We start from the raw sequence: 14,794 nt of genomic DNA, 5'->3' as shown, positions 1-14,794 counted from the left end.
GATATGTGCCTGCCCTTAAAAGCGTGGTAAGAGACGTTAGGGCATGCTGGACGGGGAAAGACGAGCCCGCATATGAAATTCTTGGTGAAGTTCTTTGGTTATCTATTTGGGATCGGCGCGGCCTTTGCCTTGCTGATGGCCGCTGGGGTGTGGATGTATCTGCAACACCTCAACGATGGATTACCGGACTATAGTGCGCTGAAGAACTATGAGCCGCCGGTCATGACCCGTGTTCATGCCGCAGACGGCAGCCTCATGGCGGAATATGCGACCCAGCGCCGGATGTTTCTGCCGATTCAGGCGATGCCCGACCGCTTGAAGCAGGCGTTCATCTCTGCCGAGGACAAGAACTTTTATACCCATCTGGGTGTTGATCCGGAGGGTATTGCCCGTGCGGCTGTGCGCTTCATCCAGAATTATGGATCAGGCCGCCGTCCGGAGGGCGCGTCGACGATCACGCAGCAGGTCGCGAAGAATTTCCTTCTGACCAACGAGTTGCGCGTTGAACGGAAAATCAAGGAAGCCATCCTCGCGCTGCGCATAGAGCAGGCCTACACGAAGGACGAGATCCTCGAGCTTTATCTCAACGAGATCTACTTCGGGTTTGGCGCATATGGTGTAGCTGCGGCCTCGCTCATCTACTTCGACAAGTCCGTTCATGAGCTGGCTTTGGAAGAGGCGGCCTATCTTGCAGCGCTTCCGAAGGGGCCGAGCAACTATCACCCCTACCGGAAAACCGAGGCTGCTATTGCGCGCCGCAACTATGTGATCGACCGCATGGTTGAAGACGGTCATGTGAGCTTTGAGGACGGCGAAGAAGCCAAGGCAAAGCCGATTACCGTGAAGCTCCGCGGTCACGGCTCCAAGCTTTTCGCTGCAGAATACTTCACCGAAGAAGTCCGCCGTGAAGTGGCTGATATCTTCGGCACCAAGCGGCTTTATGAAGGCGGCCTTTCCGTGCGGTCCACGCTCGACCCGGAAATGCAACAGATCGCACGCAAGACCTTGATGGACGGTCTGATCAAGTTCGATCACCAGCGCGGCAGCTGGAACGGTCCGATTGACCGCATCTCCACAGGCACAGACTGGGGCGTGGAACTTGCCAAAATCGAGGCGCTGAGCGATCTGCCGGAATGGTCACTGGCTGTTGTTCTGGAAAGCGGGACCAGCGAAGCGCGGGTTGGCATTCAACCGAAGCGGCTTCAAAGCGGGCAGCTCGAGGAAGATCGCAAGGCGGGCCCGCTGTTCCTTGATACCATGAAATGGGCACGGGTCAGCGGCCGGGCACCGTCCGCCGTCTCTGACGTTCTGGCGCCGGGCGATGTGGTCTATGTTCAGGAAAGCGCCGTTGCACCTGGCACTTATGAACTTCGCCAGATCCCTAAGGTGTCTGGTGCTCTCGTCGCCATGGACCCGTACACCGGCCGTGTTTTGGCGCTGGTCGGCGGCTTCAGCTTTGCCCAGAGTGAATTCAACCGGGCGACACAGGCTTGGCGTCAGCCGGGCTCGTCCTTCAAGCCGTTCTTGTATGCTGCAGCCCTCGACAATGGGTACACGCCGTCATCTGTGGTAATGGACGCGCCGCTTGAGATTTCACAAGGCCCAGGCCTTGGGACCTGGCGGCCGCAAAACTACGGCGGCAAGTTCTACGGTCCATCAACCTTGCGCACCGGGATTGAACGGTCCAGGAACGTGATGACCGTGCGCCTTGCGCAGGACATGGGCATGCCGCTGGTGGCCGAATACGCCAAGCGGTTCGGCATCTACGATAACATGCTGCCGGTTCTGTCCATGTCGCTCGGTGCAGGGGAAACCACGGTTCTTCGGATGACCGCAGCTTATGCGACCATTGCCAATGGCGGCCGGAAGCTGCGTCCGACCCTGATCGACCGGATCCAGGACCGCTACGGCCGCACGATCTACAAGCACGACAGCCGGATTTGTGACGGCTGTACCCAAAATGCCTGGGATGGTCAGAGCGAACCAACTTTGATCGACAATCGTGAGCAAGTGCTCGACCCGATGACCGCTTATCAGATCACCTCCATGATGGAAGGCGTGGTTCAGCGCGGAACCGCGACATCCGTTCGTGCCGTCAATCGTCCTGTTGCCGGCAAGACCGGCACGACGAATGACGAAAAGGATGCCTGGTTCGTTGGCTACACGCCGGATCTCGCCGTCGGTGTTTTCGTCGGTTTCGACAATCCCAAGCCGATGGGCCGCGGCGCGACCGGTGGACAGGTGGCTGCACCGATCTTTACCGAATTCGTCAAGCAAGCTCTCGCCGAAAAGCCGCCGGTAGAGTTCCGTGTCCCGCGCGGGCTCCAGCTGATCCCGATCAACAAGAACACCGGATTGCGGACAGCAGGTGGAACGCCGGGCGCGATCCTGGAGGCTTTCAAGCCGGGCATGGCCCCGCCGGACAGCTATTCCGTTATCGGGTTCCAGGACACGATGGGTGTTCCAACCTATGTGTCGCCCGAAGCCGGCCAGGCTGTTCTGCAAGGCACCGGCGGACTCTACTGACGATTGCCACAAACGCCGTTTGTGGTGGTTTACAGGAAAGTTGCGGAAAGCTAATCTCCCGCTCCAAATTCAGCCCGGATCCTGAATCAAGGCTCCGGGCTTTTCACCAATCAAGAGAGGTATCCGATGCGCGCCGAGATGGAAGCCATCGTTGATGAAATCAAGCAGGCCATAAGCCTGCTGAGGAGGCATCTTTGACTGGGATCAAGCCCTGGTAAGACTGGAAGAGCTGAATGCTCTTTCTGAAGATCCCGAACTCTGGAATGACCCGGCCAAAGCCCAAAAACTGATGCGCGAGCGTCAGCAGCTTGATGACGGCATCAATGGCGTGAAGGGGCTGGAACAGGATCTGGCGGACAACATCGAGCTGATCGAGCTCGGTGAAATGGAAGACGACAAGTCTGTTGTCGAGGACGCCGAAGAGGCACTGCGCGGGCTCAAGGACAAGGTCAATCAGCTTCAGCTGAATTCGCTTCTGTCAGGTGAGGCCGACGGCAACGACACCTACCTGGAAATCAACTCCGGGGCAGGGGGCACGGAGAGCCAGGATTGGGCGTCCATGCTGCTGCGCATGTACCGCCGTTGGGCTGAAAAGCGCGGCTACAAGGTTGAGCTTCTAGAATACCATGATGGTGAAGAGGCCGGCATCAAATCAGCAACGCTGCTCATCAAGGGCGAGAATGCCTATGGCTGGCTGAAAACTGAATCTGGCGTTCACCGTCTGGTCCGGATTTCGCCTTATGACAGCAACGCGCGTCGGCACACTAGCTTCTCCAGCGCCTGGGTTTACCCGGTGATCGATGACAGCATCGAGATCGATGTCAACGAGAGCGATTGCCGGATCGATACCTACCGCGCGTCCGGCGCTGGCGGCCAGCACGTCAACACGACTGATTCCGCTGTGCGCATCACGCACCAGCCAACCGGTATTGTTGTGCAGTGTCAGTCGGAGCGTTCCCAGCACAAGAACCGGGCGACTGCCTGGGGCATGCTGAAGGCGCGTTTGTATGAAGCCGAGCTGAAAAAGCGTGAAGAAGCGGCAAACGCCGAAGCTGCATCTAAGACCGACATCGGCTGGGGCCACCAGATCCGTTCTTACGTTCTGCAGCCCTATCAGCTGGTCAAGGATCTGCGGACCGGTGTGCAAAGCACATCGCCGGACGATGTGCTGGACGGTGACCTGGATTCCTTCATGGAAGCAGCGCTAGCCCAGCGGGTCTTCGGCGGCGACGAAGTCGTTGTTGAGGATATTGAATGAGTAATATTTCACGATAGAGTTGAAAAAGGCGGGGCTATGCTCCGCCTTTTTTATGGTTGTCGATGATTTGAGGATTTGGATATGTCTTCACCCAATTCCGAATTGCCCGCAAAATTGTACAAGTACTCATCTCCTGAAAGTGTCTTGAAGGTTCTTGAGAGTAGCAAGGTTATGTTCTCTAGCCCTTCATTATTTAACGACGACTTTGATATGAAGCTGAACTTAGTGTTCGAGGTCGACGAAAAACAGGTTCTACTCGAGACCACTGAACGAATATGGGGGATGTTTAACGACCCGAATTATACATTTCCGGACAATGAGATCGCTCAAGCACTGAGCGAATTAAAGCCAATCCTAAGTGGTTCTAGAGGACGGTTTTTTGAATTTATGACAGCCGGTGTTCAAAAGAACATGCAAAACATGGCAGAGAGATTTTCGCAATTTTCGTTAGAAATGGCCGAGCATATAGATCGTAGCACACAGGTGTTTTGCATGTCCTCATCTGGAAATATAGCGCCGATGTGGGGGCTATATGCAGATAACATCCAAGGGGCAGTTCTCTGCTATTCTACAAGTTCTGTTGAAAGTATGTTTCGAAATGCCTTTCCGGTAAAATACATTGCGACGCCGCCAAGTCCTCTCAATAACTATCGTGCAGTTGAGTGGCTCTCTGGGACAAAAGCTCTTTACGAGTTCATCGACCCCAAAACATTTCTTCTTCACAAACATAGTGATTGGCATTTTGAGAGGGAATGGAGGCTCGTAAGGGAAAATATTTCAGATACTAAACGCGAACTTGTCGCATTTGACCCCACGACCTTACATTCAGTAATTGTTGGAATTCGGTCAGGTACGGAGTTCGTTTCTGAAGTCAAACGTATCCTAGATGAACAGTATCCGGATACAAAACTGCAAAAGCTGCAGCGATCGAAATACGGTCTTCAGTATGAAATAGTCAATCTATAGCGACAGTTTCGCCAGTCTCTCGCCAGCGCGCAGGAAGGTTGCCGGATTGGTCGGCCGGTCGTTCTGGCGCACCTCATAGTGAAGGTGCGGACCGGTCGAGCGCCCCGTTGAGCCGATGTTGCCGATCACATCTCCGGCCACAACGTGACTGCCATCAGACGTCCGGATCTTGCTCAGGTGTGCATAGCGGGTGATGAAGCCGTTGGCGTGGCGGATTTCAACCATTTTGCCGTAGCCGCCTTTCCATCCTGCGAAAATGACGGTGCCGGGTGCAGCAGAATAAACGCGCGCGCCATAGGGGGCTTTGAAATCAAGACCCGAATGCATTGCGAGCCGGTTCAAGAAAGGATCCATACGCGGACCGTAGCCGCTTGAGAGCGTGCCGTTGCGGACCGGGCGTTTGACGGGCAGGCGGAGCGCCGCGAACTTTACCCGCTTCAGGGTATCAAGCGCGGTATTTGCCCGGTGCAGCCGATCGGCAAAACTCGTCTGACTGAGCGGCTCAAACGGCCCACCAAGACTGGAGGATCTACGAACAGCCTTGTTGAGGTTGGGGACGAGTGGTTTGGTGATGCCGAGAATGTCTTCGATCCGGCTTTCTGTCGCGACAGTTATAGCGTCAACGGCAGCGGTGCTTTCCGTGCCCATTTCTGAAATGTCGGCTTTGAGGGCATCTAGGGCTGCGCGTTTTTCAGTCTTTTTTTTTAAGGCATCGCCGGTAGGTGCGTCAGTGCCCTGAAGAACGGACAGCGGATCAAAGGGCTTGCGCGACGCATCCCTGAGGCCCAGCGCCTTGACCGGTTCGGAGATCACCTCGTTTTCGCCGCCCATGGCCGTGCGATCGCCTTTGGGGGCGGCTGCAATCCGGCCTTCATCTATCGCTGGCTTTTGGGCGGGAACCGGCTTGCCGGTGTTGAGGTAGATCCCGACGCTCTCAGCACGTGCCATCAGGTCGGCCACAATCGTGTGGCGTTGATTGAGATCTTGCTGGCGGCGCAGCACATCCATGACCTGGATTTCAACGCTTTCCCGGTCAACCAACTGCCGACTGTTGAGACGCTCGATTTCTGCGCGGAGGCGCGCAATGCGGTCCTGGTACTGGAGTGCGACCTCGGTGCGCTCGGCATTGACTTCCGCCACCATGCCGGATCGCATGACCTGATAACTGATGGCACCGGTTACGATCAGGGTCGCCGCGATGCACGTCAAGGCGCCGGTAATCAGATGAACCGGTCGGAGGATATAGGTGGTCGTTCTCAAATTGCCTTTCAAAGACTGCCGGTGCGGTGCCTCTGTGTGGGGCACTTGGTAGGTCCGCGTCATTTCTGGGCGCTTTTGGGTCATCACTCGATCACTGCTGCATTCTGCATTTCACCTGTGATGATTAGAATTCCTTAAGGTTAACAATTCGTCTTCAAATGCGTGTTTTCAGCCGGTTAATCTGGCAAGAGGCTTGTAAAAACCGGGGGTTAAGCCTGCCTCGGATCGCGCGCGATCGTTGAATGGCGGTTTCAAAGCGCCACGAAAATGCTTGCGTACATAGCTGTGAAACGCTGGTTCCGGGCGAATCCCCTGCCGGTCGCACAAGAATCGGAACCACTTGGCGCCGAACGCAACGTGGTTCTTTTCGTCGCGGTAAATCACATCCAGGCATTTGGCTGTGTCTTCATCTCCCAAGCTCCGGGCCTTCTCGATCATTGGCGGCGTGATATCGAGCCCGCGGGCTTCGAGGACGAGGGGAATGATTGCAAGCCGCGCCGCGAGATCGTGACCGGTGTCTTGCGCGGCCTGCCAAAGACCATCATGGGCGGGCATGTCTCCGTAGGATGCGCCGAGTTGGCCGAGGCGGTCCTGCAACATCGAAAAGTGCTTTGCTTCCTCAAGCCCCACCCGGACCCAGTCATCATAGTAGGATCGGGGCAGGCGGACATGGGCGAACCGGCCGATCAGATCCCAGGTCAGGTCAACCGCATTGAGTTCTATGTGGGCGAGGGAGTGGATCAGGGCTAGCCGGCCGGCGGTACCCGACAGCTTGCGTTTGGGCATGTCGCGCGGGGCAAGCAACTCCGGCTTGTTCGGCCGTCCGGGACGGTCCGGCATATGGCCGTCTTTTGACGGTGAGCCGAGAGCCAGGTCGCGTTTGAACCAGGCCTTGGAAACAGCATAGGCGAGCCGGACCTTTTCGGCTGTATCGGTTGCTTCGACAATGGCGCGGGCGCCGGCAACAAGGTTCGCCGGCACCGGCAGAGTTTCTGTGTTTGTCATCTGAGCGTCTGACTTGGTTATCAGCGCACCGGGGGATGCAAGTCTAGAGGGCCTTCACGGCCTCAAGAACGGCTTCTGCATGTCCGGGCACTTTCACTTTGCGCCAGATCTGAGCGATTTTTCCGTCTGCGTCTACCAGAAATGTGGCTCTTTCAACGCCCATGTACTTTTTGCCGTACATGGCCTTTTCGACCCACACGCCATAGGCCTCGGCAGTCGCGTTGTCGGTGTCGGCGCCGAGACGCACCGCAAGATTGTGTTTGGCAATGAAATTGTCGTGTTTGCGGGCACTGTCTGGTGAAATCCCGACAATCGTTGCGCCCAGTTGCTTGAAAGCGTCGATGTTGTCGGTAAAGGCAATCGCTTCTTTGGTGCAGCCCGGTGTGTTGTCCTTCGGGTAGAAGTAAACCACGACCGGTTTGCCCTTCAGGTCGCTCAAGGTGATACGGCTGTCGCCGTCTGCCTCAAGGTCAAAATCAGGTGCAGCATCGCCTATGGCCAGATCGCTCATGTCGCCATCCTTCTGTCAAGTTTTGTGCGTTAATGCCGAATTCGGCAGCTGGGTGGGAAGCGGCTATCGCTTTTGGTGCTTGTTTCACATTATCATATGCATTGATACGACTCGTTCAATGCAACGGATGTGCGGGCTTCTTGGAATAGTACGCAGTTGAAAAGATATCCCGCGGGTTGCCCGAGGGACAACGGACGGAATGTAATTGTCGCAACCGGACGGAATGAAAGACGAACTGCCCAAACCGGCCCCATGGAAACGCCGCAGAATTCTGCGTTTGGCCAGTGGTCTGGTCTTTGTCGGCCTTATCGTGTTCGTGGGCGCGATCTTTGCCTCAGGCCCGGTCACCGTTCCTTTTCTTGGAAATCTTCTGGCATCGCAGGGAACGCGTGGACCAGTCACCCTTTCGGTTGAAAGCGCCAGTGTAGACTTTACAGCCGATGACGGGATCCGGATCGTCATTGAAGATGTGCGTGTTGATATCAGCGGCGGCGCACCGGTCACACTGAAGCTTCCACGGCTCGAAGCGCCGTTGACCCGATCAGCCCTATGGTCGGGAGACATCCGGTTCGCATCCCTCAATTTAAAAGAGCCGCAAGTCACGATCGCCCTGAAAGGCGGACCGGCAGTCATTCCCGAGATCAGCCAGTTGTCTGAAGCCGTCAATCGCATCGGCAATGTGATCGATGATCAGTTTGTCCGCCGGGGTCTCACGTCCGTCACGGTTTCCGACGGGGCTTTTGATATAACGGGACCGGCGCCGCGATCCTTCACGAACATCAATGCGGACGTGTTCCGGTCTCCGGATGGCGAAATTTCTGCGAGCGCCCGCGTTGGCGGGCGGGTGACCTCTTGGCGATTGGATTTCCTGAGAGCGCCGTCCAAGACCGGGCCTGGCACCCGCATGGCGGCCGTCGTCAACGGGATTACACTTGCCGAACTTCTGGGTCCCGACGCGGCAACAGCGTATGGCAAGGGCTTGAGGCTGCCGGCGTCGGCGAAACTCGACAGCGTTTTGGATGAAAATGGGGAACTGATCTCTGCGAACGCTGTTGCGAGGGTCCAAAACGGCTGGTTCCAGATGGGACGGACGCTGGTTGCCTTCGATGATGTCGCATTGTCTGCAGTATACCGCGGGCCAGACAAGCCGATAGATATCCAGACGTCCCATTTTATCCGGGGCAATACGCGGATCTTCTTTTCTGGACAGATTGATCAACCTACCAGCGATGCGCCGGTCTGGGACTTCCGCCTGGAAACCGAGCACCCTCAGGTCGGGCCGTTGGATGTGCGTGAGCTGCCGCAAATGCTGGATGGTGCCACGGTTCAGGGCAGGTTCAATTTGGCGGAGAAGCAAATTGATATCAGCCGCTTTTCGGTGCGCTCGGGCAAGGCAAGCGCAACGGGTGTTGTGAACATCCAAATCGGTTCGGATGGGCCGTACTTGGCGATTGCCGTTGATGGCGAACAGATCCCGATCTCCCTTGCGAAAAAGGTTTGGCCGATCACATTGGTGCCGCCGGCACGCAAATGGATCATCGAGCGGATCAAGGCAGGTCTGATCGAAACTGTGTCCTTTACAGCCGCCATACGTCCGCCTGCGTTCAATCATCTTGATCCGGACGCGGGCTGGTCTGGCGACGATATGGCAATGACCATGAGCTTCGTTGACGGTGCTGTTGCGCCTGTCGGCGATGTTGCCGTGGTGGATGGCCTGTCCGGAACTATGACCATCGAAAACGAAGTCCTGACCGTCAAGGCCAGCGGCGGCACAGCCGATCTGCCTGGGGAAGATGATGTCGTCGTTCCTGAGACGGTTTTTGAGATCCACAACCTGCCTCTGCGTGTCGGAAAGATCGCAAAGGTCGAGACACGGCTGGAAGGCGGGAACGCGGAAATCGGGGCATTGTTGAATGCAAAACCGTTTGAGGTTCTCGACCGTGCGAACTTGAAAACCGGTGGTGTGACAGGGAACGGCGTTGTCGATATCACCGCGAGTTTCCCGATGGAACGCGTGATCGACATGGATGATGTCACCTGGAAAGCGGTTGGCCGATCGGAAGACTTCTCTGACGAGAACCCGATCATGGGCCACCAGATCCAAAATGCTGATCTGTCGATCGAGGCAGATCGCAGCCAAATCGTGATCTCCGGCAACGGTGAGTTCGACGGTCTGAACGCGGATATCAACCTGGTGGTCCCGCTATCTGGAGCAGGCGACCCACGGCGTCAGGATGTCGTGGCGTCCGTGACAGCCGATCAGCTGAAGGCCCGTGGAATTGATCTGACAGCATTCCTGGATGGCCCGATGACGGTCAGTGCGGGCAAGGCCGAGGGCGGTCAGAACATCAGCATCGACCTTCAAGAGACGGAAGTCCGGCTTCAGGCGCTTGGTTGGCGAAAGGCAAAGGGCGTACCGGCGTCCGCCTCCTTCAAGCTCATCGAAACCGACGATAAGAAAGTTGTCCAGGACTTCGAGCTGGTTTCGGAAGGCGCGGATATCTTTGGTCAAATCCACCTGTCGGCGACTGGCGAGCTTACTGAAGCATCCTTTCCGCGGTTCCAGCTGCGGCCAGGCGATGATGCGCAAATCGACATCACCCGGGCGGACAGTGGCCGGTATGACATTATTTTTTCCGGCAAGAATTTCGACGGCCGTGGCTTGATCCAGAGCCTTAGAAGTCCGGGAGGGAGCCAAGGTGCCGGCGATTTTGCCGACGGGGCCCGAATTGCCGTGGATCTTGACCGGATGACCGGGTTCAACAAACGCTGGATGGGGACCGTCAGGGGCCGGGTGGACACCGGAGCCCGCGGCTTGATGGCCGCCGATATCAGCGGGCTCGTTGGCGGCAGCTCAGACTTCCGCTTTACGTTGACGAGCAATGGCGGTGCGCAACAAGCAGACGGACGCTTTGACGATACGGGCGCCATGCTGGCGTTTCTGGATCTTTACAAACGTATGCGTGGCGGGCGGGGAACCTTGAGTGTTGCCATGGCCGACGCCGACAGCTGGGTGGGCGATTTCAAGGTGCGTTCGCTGGTAATCACAGAAGATCCGGCCATTCAGCGCATCAGCACGACCAACTTGAACACGCGGGATGAGGCAAGCCGCGTAATCGTGCGCCAGCCGCAGGTCAACACTGCGGAAGGCGCGCGCGGCACGGCTTCATTTGAAACACTCGACATCAATTTCACCCGGGAAGGGGACCAGATGACGATCAGCCGCGGCGCGTTGCAGGGCAATGCGCTTGGCGGCACGGTGGCCGGCACGGTGGATCTCAAACAGCAGACGCTCAATCTCACCGGTACGTTCGTTCCGATCTATGCGCTCAACAATTTCTTTTCCAAGATCCCGCTCTTGGGGTTTGCGCTTGGCGGCAGCACGGGGGAAGGGTTGATCGGTGTGACCTACCGCTTGTCCGGGTCCTTGTCCGACCCGGTTCTGTCGGTCAATCCGATTTCAGCGATCGCCCCCGGCATCTTCCGCCGGATGTTTGAGTTCCAGCCGGAATAGCGGGCTCGCGACAAAAAAAGCGAGCGGATGGCCCGGAGCTAGACCGTTAACGCATCTAATCACACTCTGAACTCAAACCCTTCCTCACCAGAAAACGAACGCCTTCTGCATAACACTCAGCATTTGTCATCAAACCAACTAGTGCATACCTATCAACACCGAAGTAGCTAAAATCACAAAAAATATGAAATACAATATTCTTGATGTAATTCTGTCTATGATAACTACCTTTTCTGGAGTTTTATTTAGATGGTGCACGCGGTAAGCAAAGCCTCGCCAGCTGACATTGTGATACCTGTATTCCGGATCAGCTTTCGCAAGTAAATAGGTCCGACATTGAACTACAACAAACAACAGAGCGATAAGTACCAACAACACGGTTACGAGAATCGACTGCACTGATTGGTTCCTTCATCGCTTCCCCCAAGCATGCCGCTCAGGTTGTGTTCCAACTTGGCTGTGAGTTCCGGCGGTCCGGTGAGCAGCAGGCCCCTGGGTCTCTCGCCGCTGGTCCCGTCTTGCGGTGCAAGGCACTGCGGGGCTCTTACCTTTCTTCGGGCGTCCAGTTTTTGATCGACCTCTTCTGTAACCTTGGCACACAGCGGCATGGCAAGCCCGTTTTCCTGGTCGTTTTTGAGTTTGATTGCAAATGTAGGTTTTCTTCAATCAAGAAGAGTATTCGCGCCGCAGTAAATACCGTTTTAAAACAGAAATACATTTTCCACTCGGCACACCACCACAAGCGGCGTGCGCTTGAGATCAAAGCTCATTCTTCTCACAGGTTATCCTCGGCAGGGCCGAGGATGGCTATCCAGAGGCGTGGTGTTTGTCATCAAGCGCAGCCGGGCAGGAGCGCCCGGCCTTTCGGTTTCTTTTGGCTTGCTGAATTGATCAGACCGGCTTCAGGAGAACGTGTTTCTTCTTGCCAAGCGACAGCTTGATGATGCCGTCTTCGGTCACATCCGCCGGGGTGAGCTGACGGTTGGCATCCTGCTCGCCCTTGTCGTTGATCTTGACGGCGCCGCCCTTGATGTTGCGGCGGACGTCGCCGTTGGACGCGCACAGCCCGGCCGTGACAAAGGCGTTCAAAACACCCAGCCCGGCCTCAAGGTCAGCACTTGCCACTTCGACAGTCGGCAAACCTTCCGCGGATTGGCCTTCTTCGAACGCCTTGCGCGCAGTTTCGGCGGCCGCTTCCGCTTTTTCGCGCCCGTGGATCATCGCGGTGGCTTCGGTAGCGAGCACCTTCTTGGCCTCGTTGATGCCCGCCCCATCGAGCGCTGCCAAACGGCTGATCTCGTCAAGCGGCAGGATGGTGAAGAGCTTCAAGAATTTCTCGACATCCGCATCTTCGGTGTTGCGCCAGTACTGCCAGTAGTCATAGGCCGACAGCTGCTCTTCGTTGAGCCAGACCGCGCCGGCCGCCGTCTTACCCATCTTGGCACCGGAAGAGGTTGTCAGAAGTGGGGCGGTCAGCGCAAAGGCTTCCTTGGATTCTTTGCGGCGGATGAGATCCACACCGGACAGGATGTTGGACCACTGGTCCGAGCCGCCCATTTGCAGGCGGCAGCCGGTCTGCTGGTAAATCTCCAGGAAGTCGTAGCCCTGAAGGAGCATGTAGTTGAATTCCAGGAAGGACAGGTGCTGTTCCCGCTCCAGGCGCAGCTTGACGGAATCGCGCTGGATCATCTGGTTGACCGAGAAATGCCGTCCGATGTCGCGCAGAAACTCCATGTAGTTGAGTTTGAGCAGCCAGTCGGCGTTGTCCATCATGACGGCATCCGTCGGACCATCGCCGAAGGTAAGGAGCTTTTCAAACACCTTCCGGATGCCGGCCTTGTTCTCTTCGATGGTTTCATCGGACAGAACCTTGCGGCTTTCATCCTTGCCGGTCGGATCGCCGACCCGTGTTGTCCCGGAGCCCATAAGCGCGATCGGCCGGTGGCCGGTCTGCTGGAACCAGTAGAGCATCATGATGGTCACAAGGGACCCGGCATGCAGGCTCGGCGCCGTGCAGTCGAATCCAATATAGGCAGTCACGGTTTCTTTGGCACAGAGCTCGTCGAGGCCTTGAGGATCCGAGATCTGGTGAACGAACCCGCGCTCGGAAAGAACTTTCAAAAACTCTGACTTGAACTCGCTCATGTGTCTGCCCGTTAGATGCAACTGTCGTGTGGCCATTTGCCTGTTGGGCATGGCTCTATACCGGCAAAGCAATGATGTAAATTGCACAGGGTCTAAAAGTTCGGTCTTCAAAGGTTTGGCGAGCTTCGTTTCTTGCGCAATTTCCATGACGAAGGATCTCAGATCGGGTCATGGAGACGGCGCGGCGAGCAATCCTGCGCAAAAAACAACAAGCGTGACCCCAATCACAGCTGGAAGGGCGGTCTCATCCTGTTGTGTGGGTGTTGGCGCTCAAGGGCGCATGTTGATCCGGAGGAGGAGTTGAAATGTTTAGGAAATTCGCTATCGCAGCAGTTGCAACTGCTGCCCTCGCCACGGCTGCAGTCTCAGTTTCGCCGACTGAAGCCCATGCCGGAAACCGGGCGGGCGCTGTTGCCGCCGGCGCGATCATTGGGCTTGCTGCCGGCGCTATTATCGCCAGTCAGGTACAGCCCCGATATGTCGCGCCCGTCCGCTGCCACAACCAGGCCGTCCGCCGGTGGAGCCCTTATGAACACCGCTATGTTGTCGTTGGGTATCGCCGGGTCTGTTACTGATCAATCAGATACAAGAACTTAAAACGAAGGCCTCCAATCGGGGGCCTTTCGTTTTTTGGATAAGCTTTTGTTTCCAAACACTGCTTCCAAGTGCGCAGGTCTTGAGCGCGGCAGATTTCATCAGAATGACACCAATCCTTCACTCACGCAGTCTGCGCTTTTGTTACGACCCTCCCGGTCAAGGAGGCGTCGATGTCTGCGATTACGGTAAAACGATTGTCCAAAACGTTCCGGGGTGGCATCCGCGCCTTGGATGGCGTCGATCTGACGGTCGCCGATGGTGAGTTCGTTGCGCTGATCGGCGCGTCCGGCTCGGGAAAATCCACCTTGATCCGCCATATTTCCGGTCTGGTGGCTGGAGACAGGAATAGTGGCTGTTGTCAGATCTCGATCAATGGGTACCCAGTTCAAGACAGCGGCGCCATCTCCAAAAACATCTCGGCGACGCGAACCGGCATCGGTGTCGTGTTTCAGCAGTTTAATCTGGTGCCGCGACTGAGTGTCTTGACCAATGTCCTTGCAGGACTGCTTGGAAAAGTGCCGGTTTGGCGCGGCCTCTTTGGTTTTTTCTCATCAGAAGAAAAGCAGCTTGCAATGCGCGCCCTGCAGCGCGTTGGCATTGAGACAAAGGCGCGCCAGCGGGCGTCAACATTGTCGGGCGGCCAACAGCAGCGCGCGGCCATTGCCCGGACGATTGTTCAGGGGGCTAAAATCATCCTGGCCGACGAGCCGATTGCGTCCTTGGACCCGGCTTCGGCAAAGCGCGTGATGGGGATCCTGTCCAGGATCAACGAGGAAGACGGCACGACCGTGGTCGTTTCCCTGCACCAGGTCGAATATGCCCGCCGGTACTGCAAACGCACGATTGCCATGCGGGCCGGACAGATCGTCTACGACGGTCCGAGCCATGCACTGACGACCCAGTTTTTGCGCGAAATCTACGGTGAGGCCAGCGAAGAACTTGTGCTGCCGGATGCCGAAGACTTCGGGACCGCGCCAATCCCGGCGACGGCCTGAATCTCTCCAGGGGAGAC

General features: G+C 56.7%; 10 protein-coding genes. 6 read left to right on the top strand and 4 right to left on the bottom strand.

The genetic code is table 11. The features are described from left to right. Positions 1–72 precede the first annotated feature (72 nt). From ACVDG4_RS04745 to ACVDG4_RS04735, 3 genes are all read left to right on the top strand, one after another. On the top strand, positions 73–2,526 hold the full coding sequence (locus ACVDG4_RS04745) for a penicillin-binding protein 1A (RefSeq protein WP_447234189.1): 2,454 nt from the start codon (positions 73–75) through the stop codon (positions 2,524–2,526). Positions 2,527–2,652: 126 nt separating this feature from the next. Then, a protein-coding gene (gene prfB / locus ACVDG4_RS04740) for a peptide chain release factor 2 (protein ID WP_133950167.1) occupies positions 2,653–3,784 on the top strand; the annotation gives its coding sequence in 2 pieces (ribosomal slippage) (positions 2,653–2,721 and positions 2,723–3,784; 1,131 coding nt in all). 81 nt (positions 3,785–3,865) lie between these two features. After that, positions 3,866–4,750 (top strand): DUF2971 domain-containing protein, encoded by an 885-nt coding sequence (locus ACVDG4_RS04735; RefSeq protein ID WP_447234188.1) that lies wholly within the window; start codon positions 3,866–3,868, stop codon positions 4,748–4,750. Here the strand turns inward: ACVDG4_RS04735 and ACVDG4_RS04730 are convergent. The 3 genes from ACVDG4_RS04730 to bcp form a co-directional block, all read right to left on the bottom strand. Further along, positions 4,745–6,094, bottom strand: a complete 1,350-nt coding sequence (locus tag ACVDG4_RS04730; RefSeq protein WP_447234187.1) for a M23 family metallopeptidase — start codon at positions 6,092–6,094, stop codon at positions 4,745–4,747. The two genes, ACVDG4_RS04735 and ACVDG4_RS04730, sit on opposite strands and share 6 nt — an antisense overlap. A gap of 84 nt (positions 6,095–6,178) precedes the next feature. Next, the gene (locus ACVDG4_RS04725) at positions 6,179–7,015 is read right to left on the bottom strand and encodes a ferritin-like domain-containing protein (RefSeq protein ID WP_447234186.1); all 837 of its coding nucleotides are present in this window, start codon (positions 7,013–7,015) and stop codon (positions 6,179–6,181) included. A gap of 43 nt (positions 7,016–7,058) precedes the next feature. Further along, the gene (gene bcp, locus ACVDG4_RS04720) at positions 7,059–7,526 is read right to left on the bottom strand and encodes a thioredoxin-dependent thiol peroxidase (protein ID WP_447234185.1); all 468 of its coding nucleotides are present in this window, start codon (positions 7,524–7,526) and stop codon (positions 7,059–7,061) included. A 223-nt stretch (positions 7,527–7,749) separates the two neighbouring features. On the opposite strand from bcp, the gene ACVDG4_RS04715 reads away from it, so the two are divergent. After that, positions 7,750–11,040 (top strand): AsmA-like C-terminal domain-containing protein, encoded by a 3,291-nt coding sequence (locus ACVDG4_RS04715; protein ID WP_447234184.1) that lies wholly within the window; start codon positions 7,750–7,752, stop codon positions 11,038–11,040. 891 nt (positions 11,041–11,931) lie between these two features. Here ACVDG4_RS04715 and tyrS read toward each other — a convergent pair. Continuing rightward, entirely contained in the window at positions 11,932–13,185 is a 1,254-nt protein-coding gene (gene tyrS, locus ACVDG4_RS04710) for a tyrosine--tRNA ligase (RefSeq protein WP_447234183.1), read from the bottom strand. Positions 13,186–13,490: 305 nt separating this feature from the next. On the opposite strand from tyrS, the gene ACVDG4_RS04705 reads away from it, so the two are divergent. Beyond that, positions 13,491–13,760 carry a tyrosyl-tRNA synthetase gene (locus ACVDG4_RS04705; protein WP_420337881.1) on the top strand — a complete coding sequence of 90 codons (270 nt, stop codon included), beginning with the start codon at positions 13,491–13,493 and terminating at the stop codon, positions 13,758–13,760. A 192-nt stretch (positions 13,761–13,952) separates the two neighbouring features. Next, a complete protein-coding gene (gene phnC, locus ACVDG4_RS04700; RefSeq protein ID WP_447234182.1) occupies positions 13,953–14,777 on the top strand; it encodes a phosphonate ABC transporter ATP-binding protein in 825 nt (274 codons plus the stop codon). Positions 14,778–14,794 lie beyond the last annotated feature (17 nt).

This window comes from Roseibium sp. MB-4 (assembly GCF_053005265.1).
Note: the sequence above shows the minus strand (reverse complement) of the source record. Positions and strands in the feature narration are given on the sequence as shown.

Excerpts from the sequence above, each read along its gene's own strand:
- ACVDG4_RS04745 (WP_447234189.1), top strand. The coding sequence starts at position 73 with ATGAAATTCTTGGTGAAGTTCTTTGGTTATCTATTTGGGATCGGCGCG.
- ACVDG4_RS04735 (WP_447234188.1), top strand. The coding sequence starts at position 3,866 with ATGTCTTCACCCAATTCCGAATTGCCCGCAAAATTGTACAAGTACTCA.
- ACVDG4_RS04730 (WP_447234187.1), bottom strand. The coding sequence starts at position 6,094 with ATGACCCAAAAGCGCCCAGAAATGACGCGGACCTACCAAGTGCCCCAC.
- ACVDG4_RS04725 (WP_447234186.1), bottom strand. The coding sequence starts at position 7,015 with ATGACAAACACAGAAACTCTGCCGGTGCCGGCGAACCTTGTTGCCGGC.
- bcp (WP_447234185.1), bottom strand. The coding sequence starts at position 7,526 with ATGAGCGATCTGGCCATAGGCGATGCTGCACCTGATTTTGACCTTGAG.
- ACVDG4_RS04715 (WP_447234184.1), top strand. The coding sequence starts at position 7,750 with ATGAAAGACGAACTGCCCAAACCGGCCCCATGGAAACGCCGCAGAATT.
- tyrS (WP_447234183.1), bottom strand. The coding sequence starts at position 13,185 with ATGAGCGAGTTCAAGTCAGAGTTTTTGAAAGTTCTTTCCGAGCGCGGG.
- ACVDG4_RS04705 (WP_420337881.1), top strand. The coding sequence starts at position 13,491 with ATGTTTAGGAAATTCGCTATCGCAGCAGTTGCAACTGCTGCCCTCGCC.
- phnC (WP_447234182.1), top strand. The coding sequence starts at position 13,953 with ATGTCTGCGATTACGGTAAAACGATTGTCCAAAACGTTCCGGGGTGGC.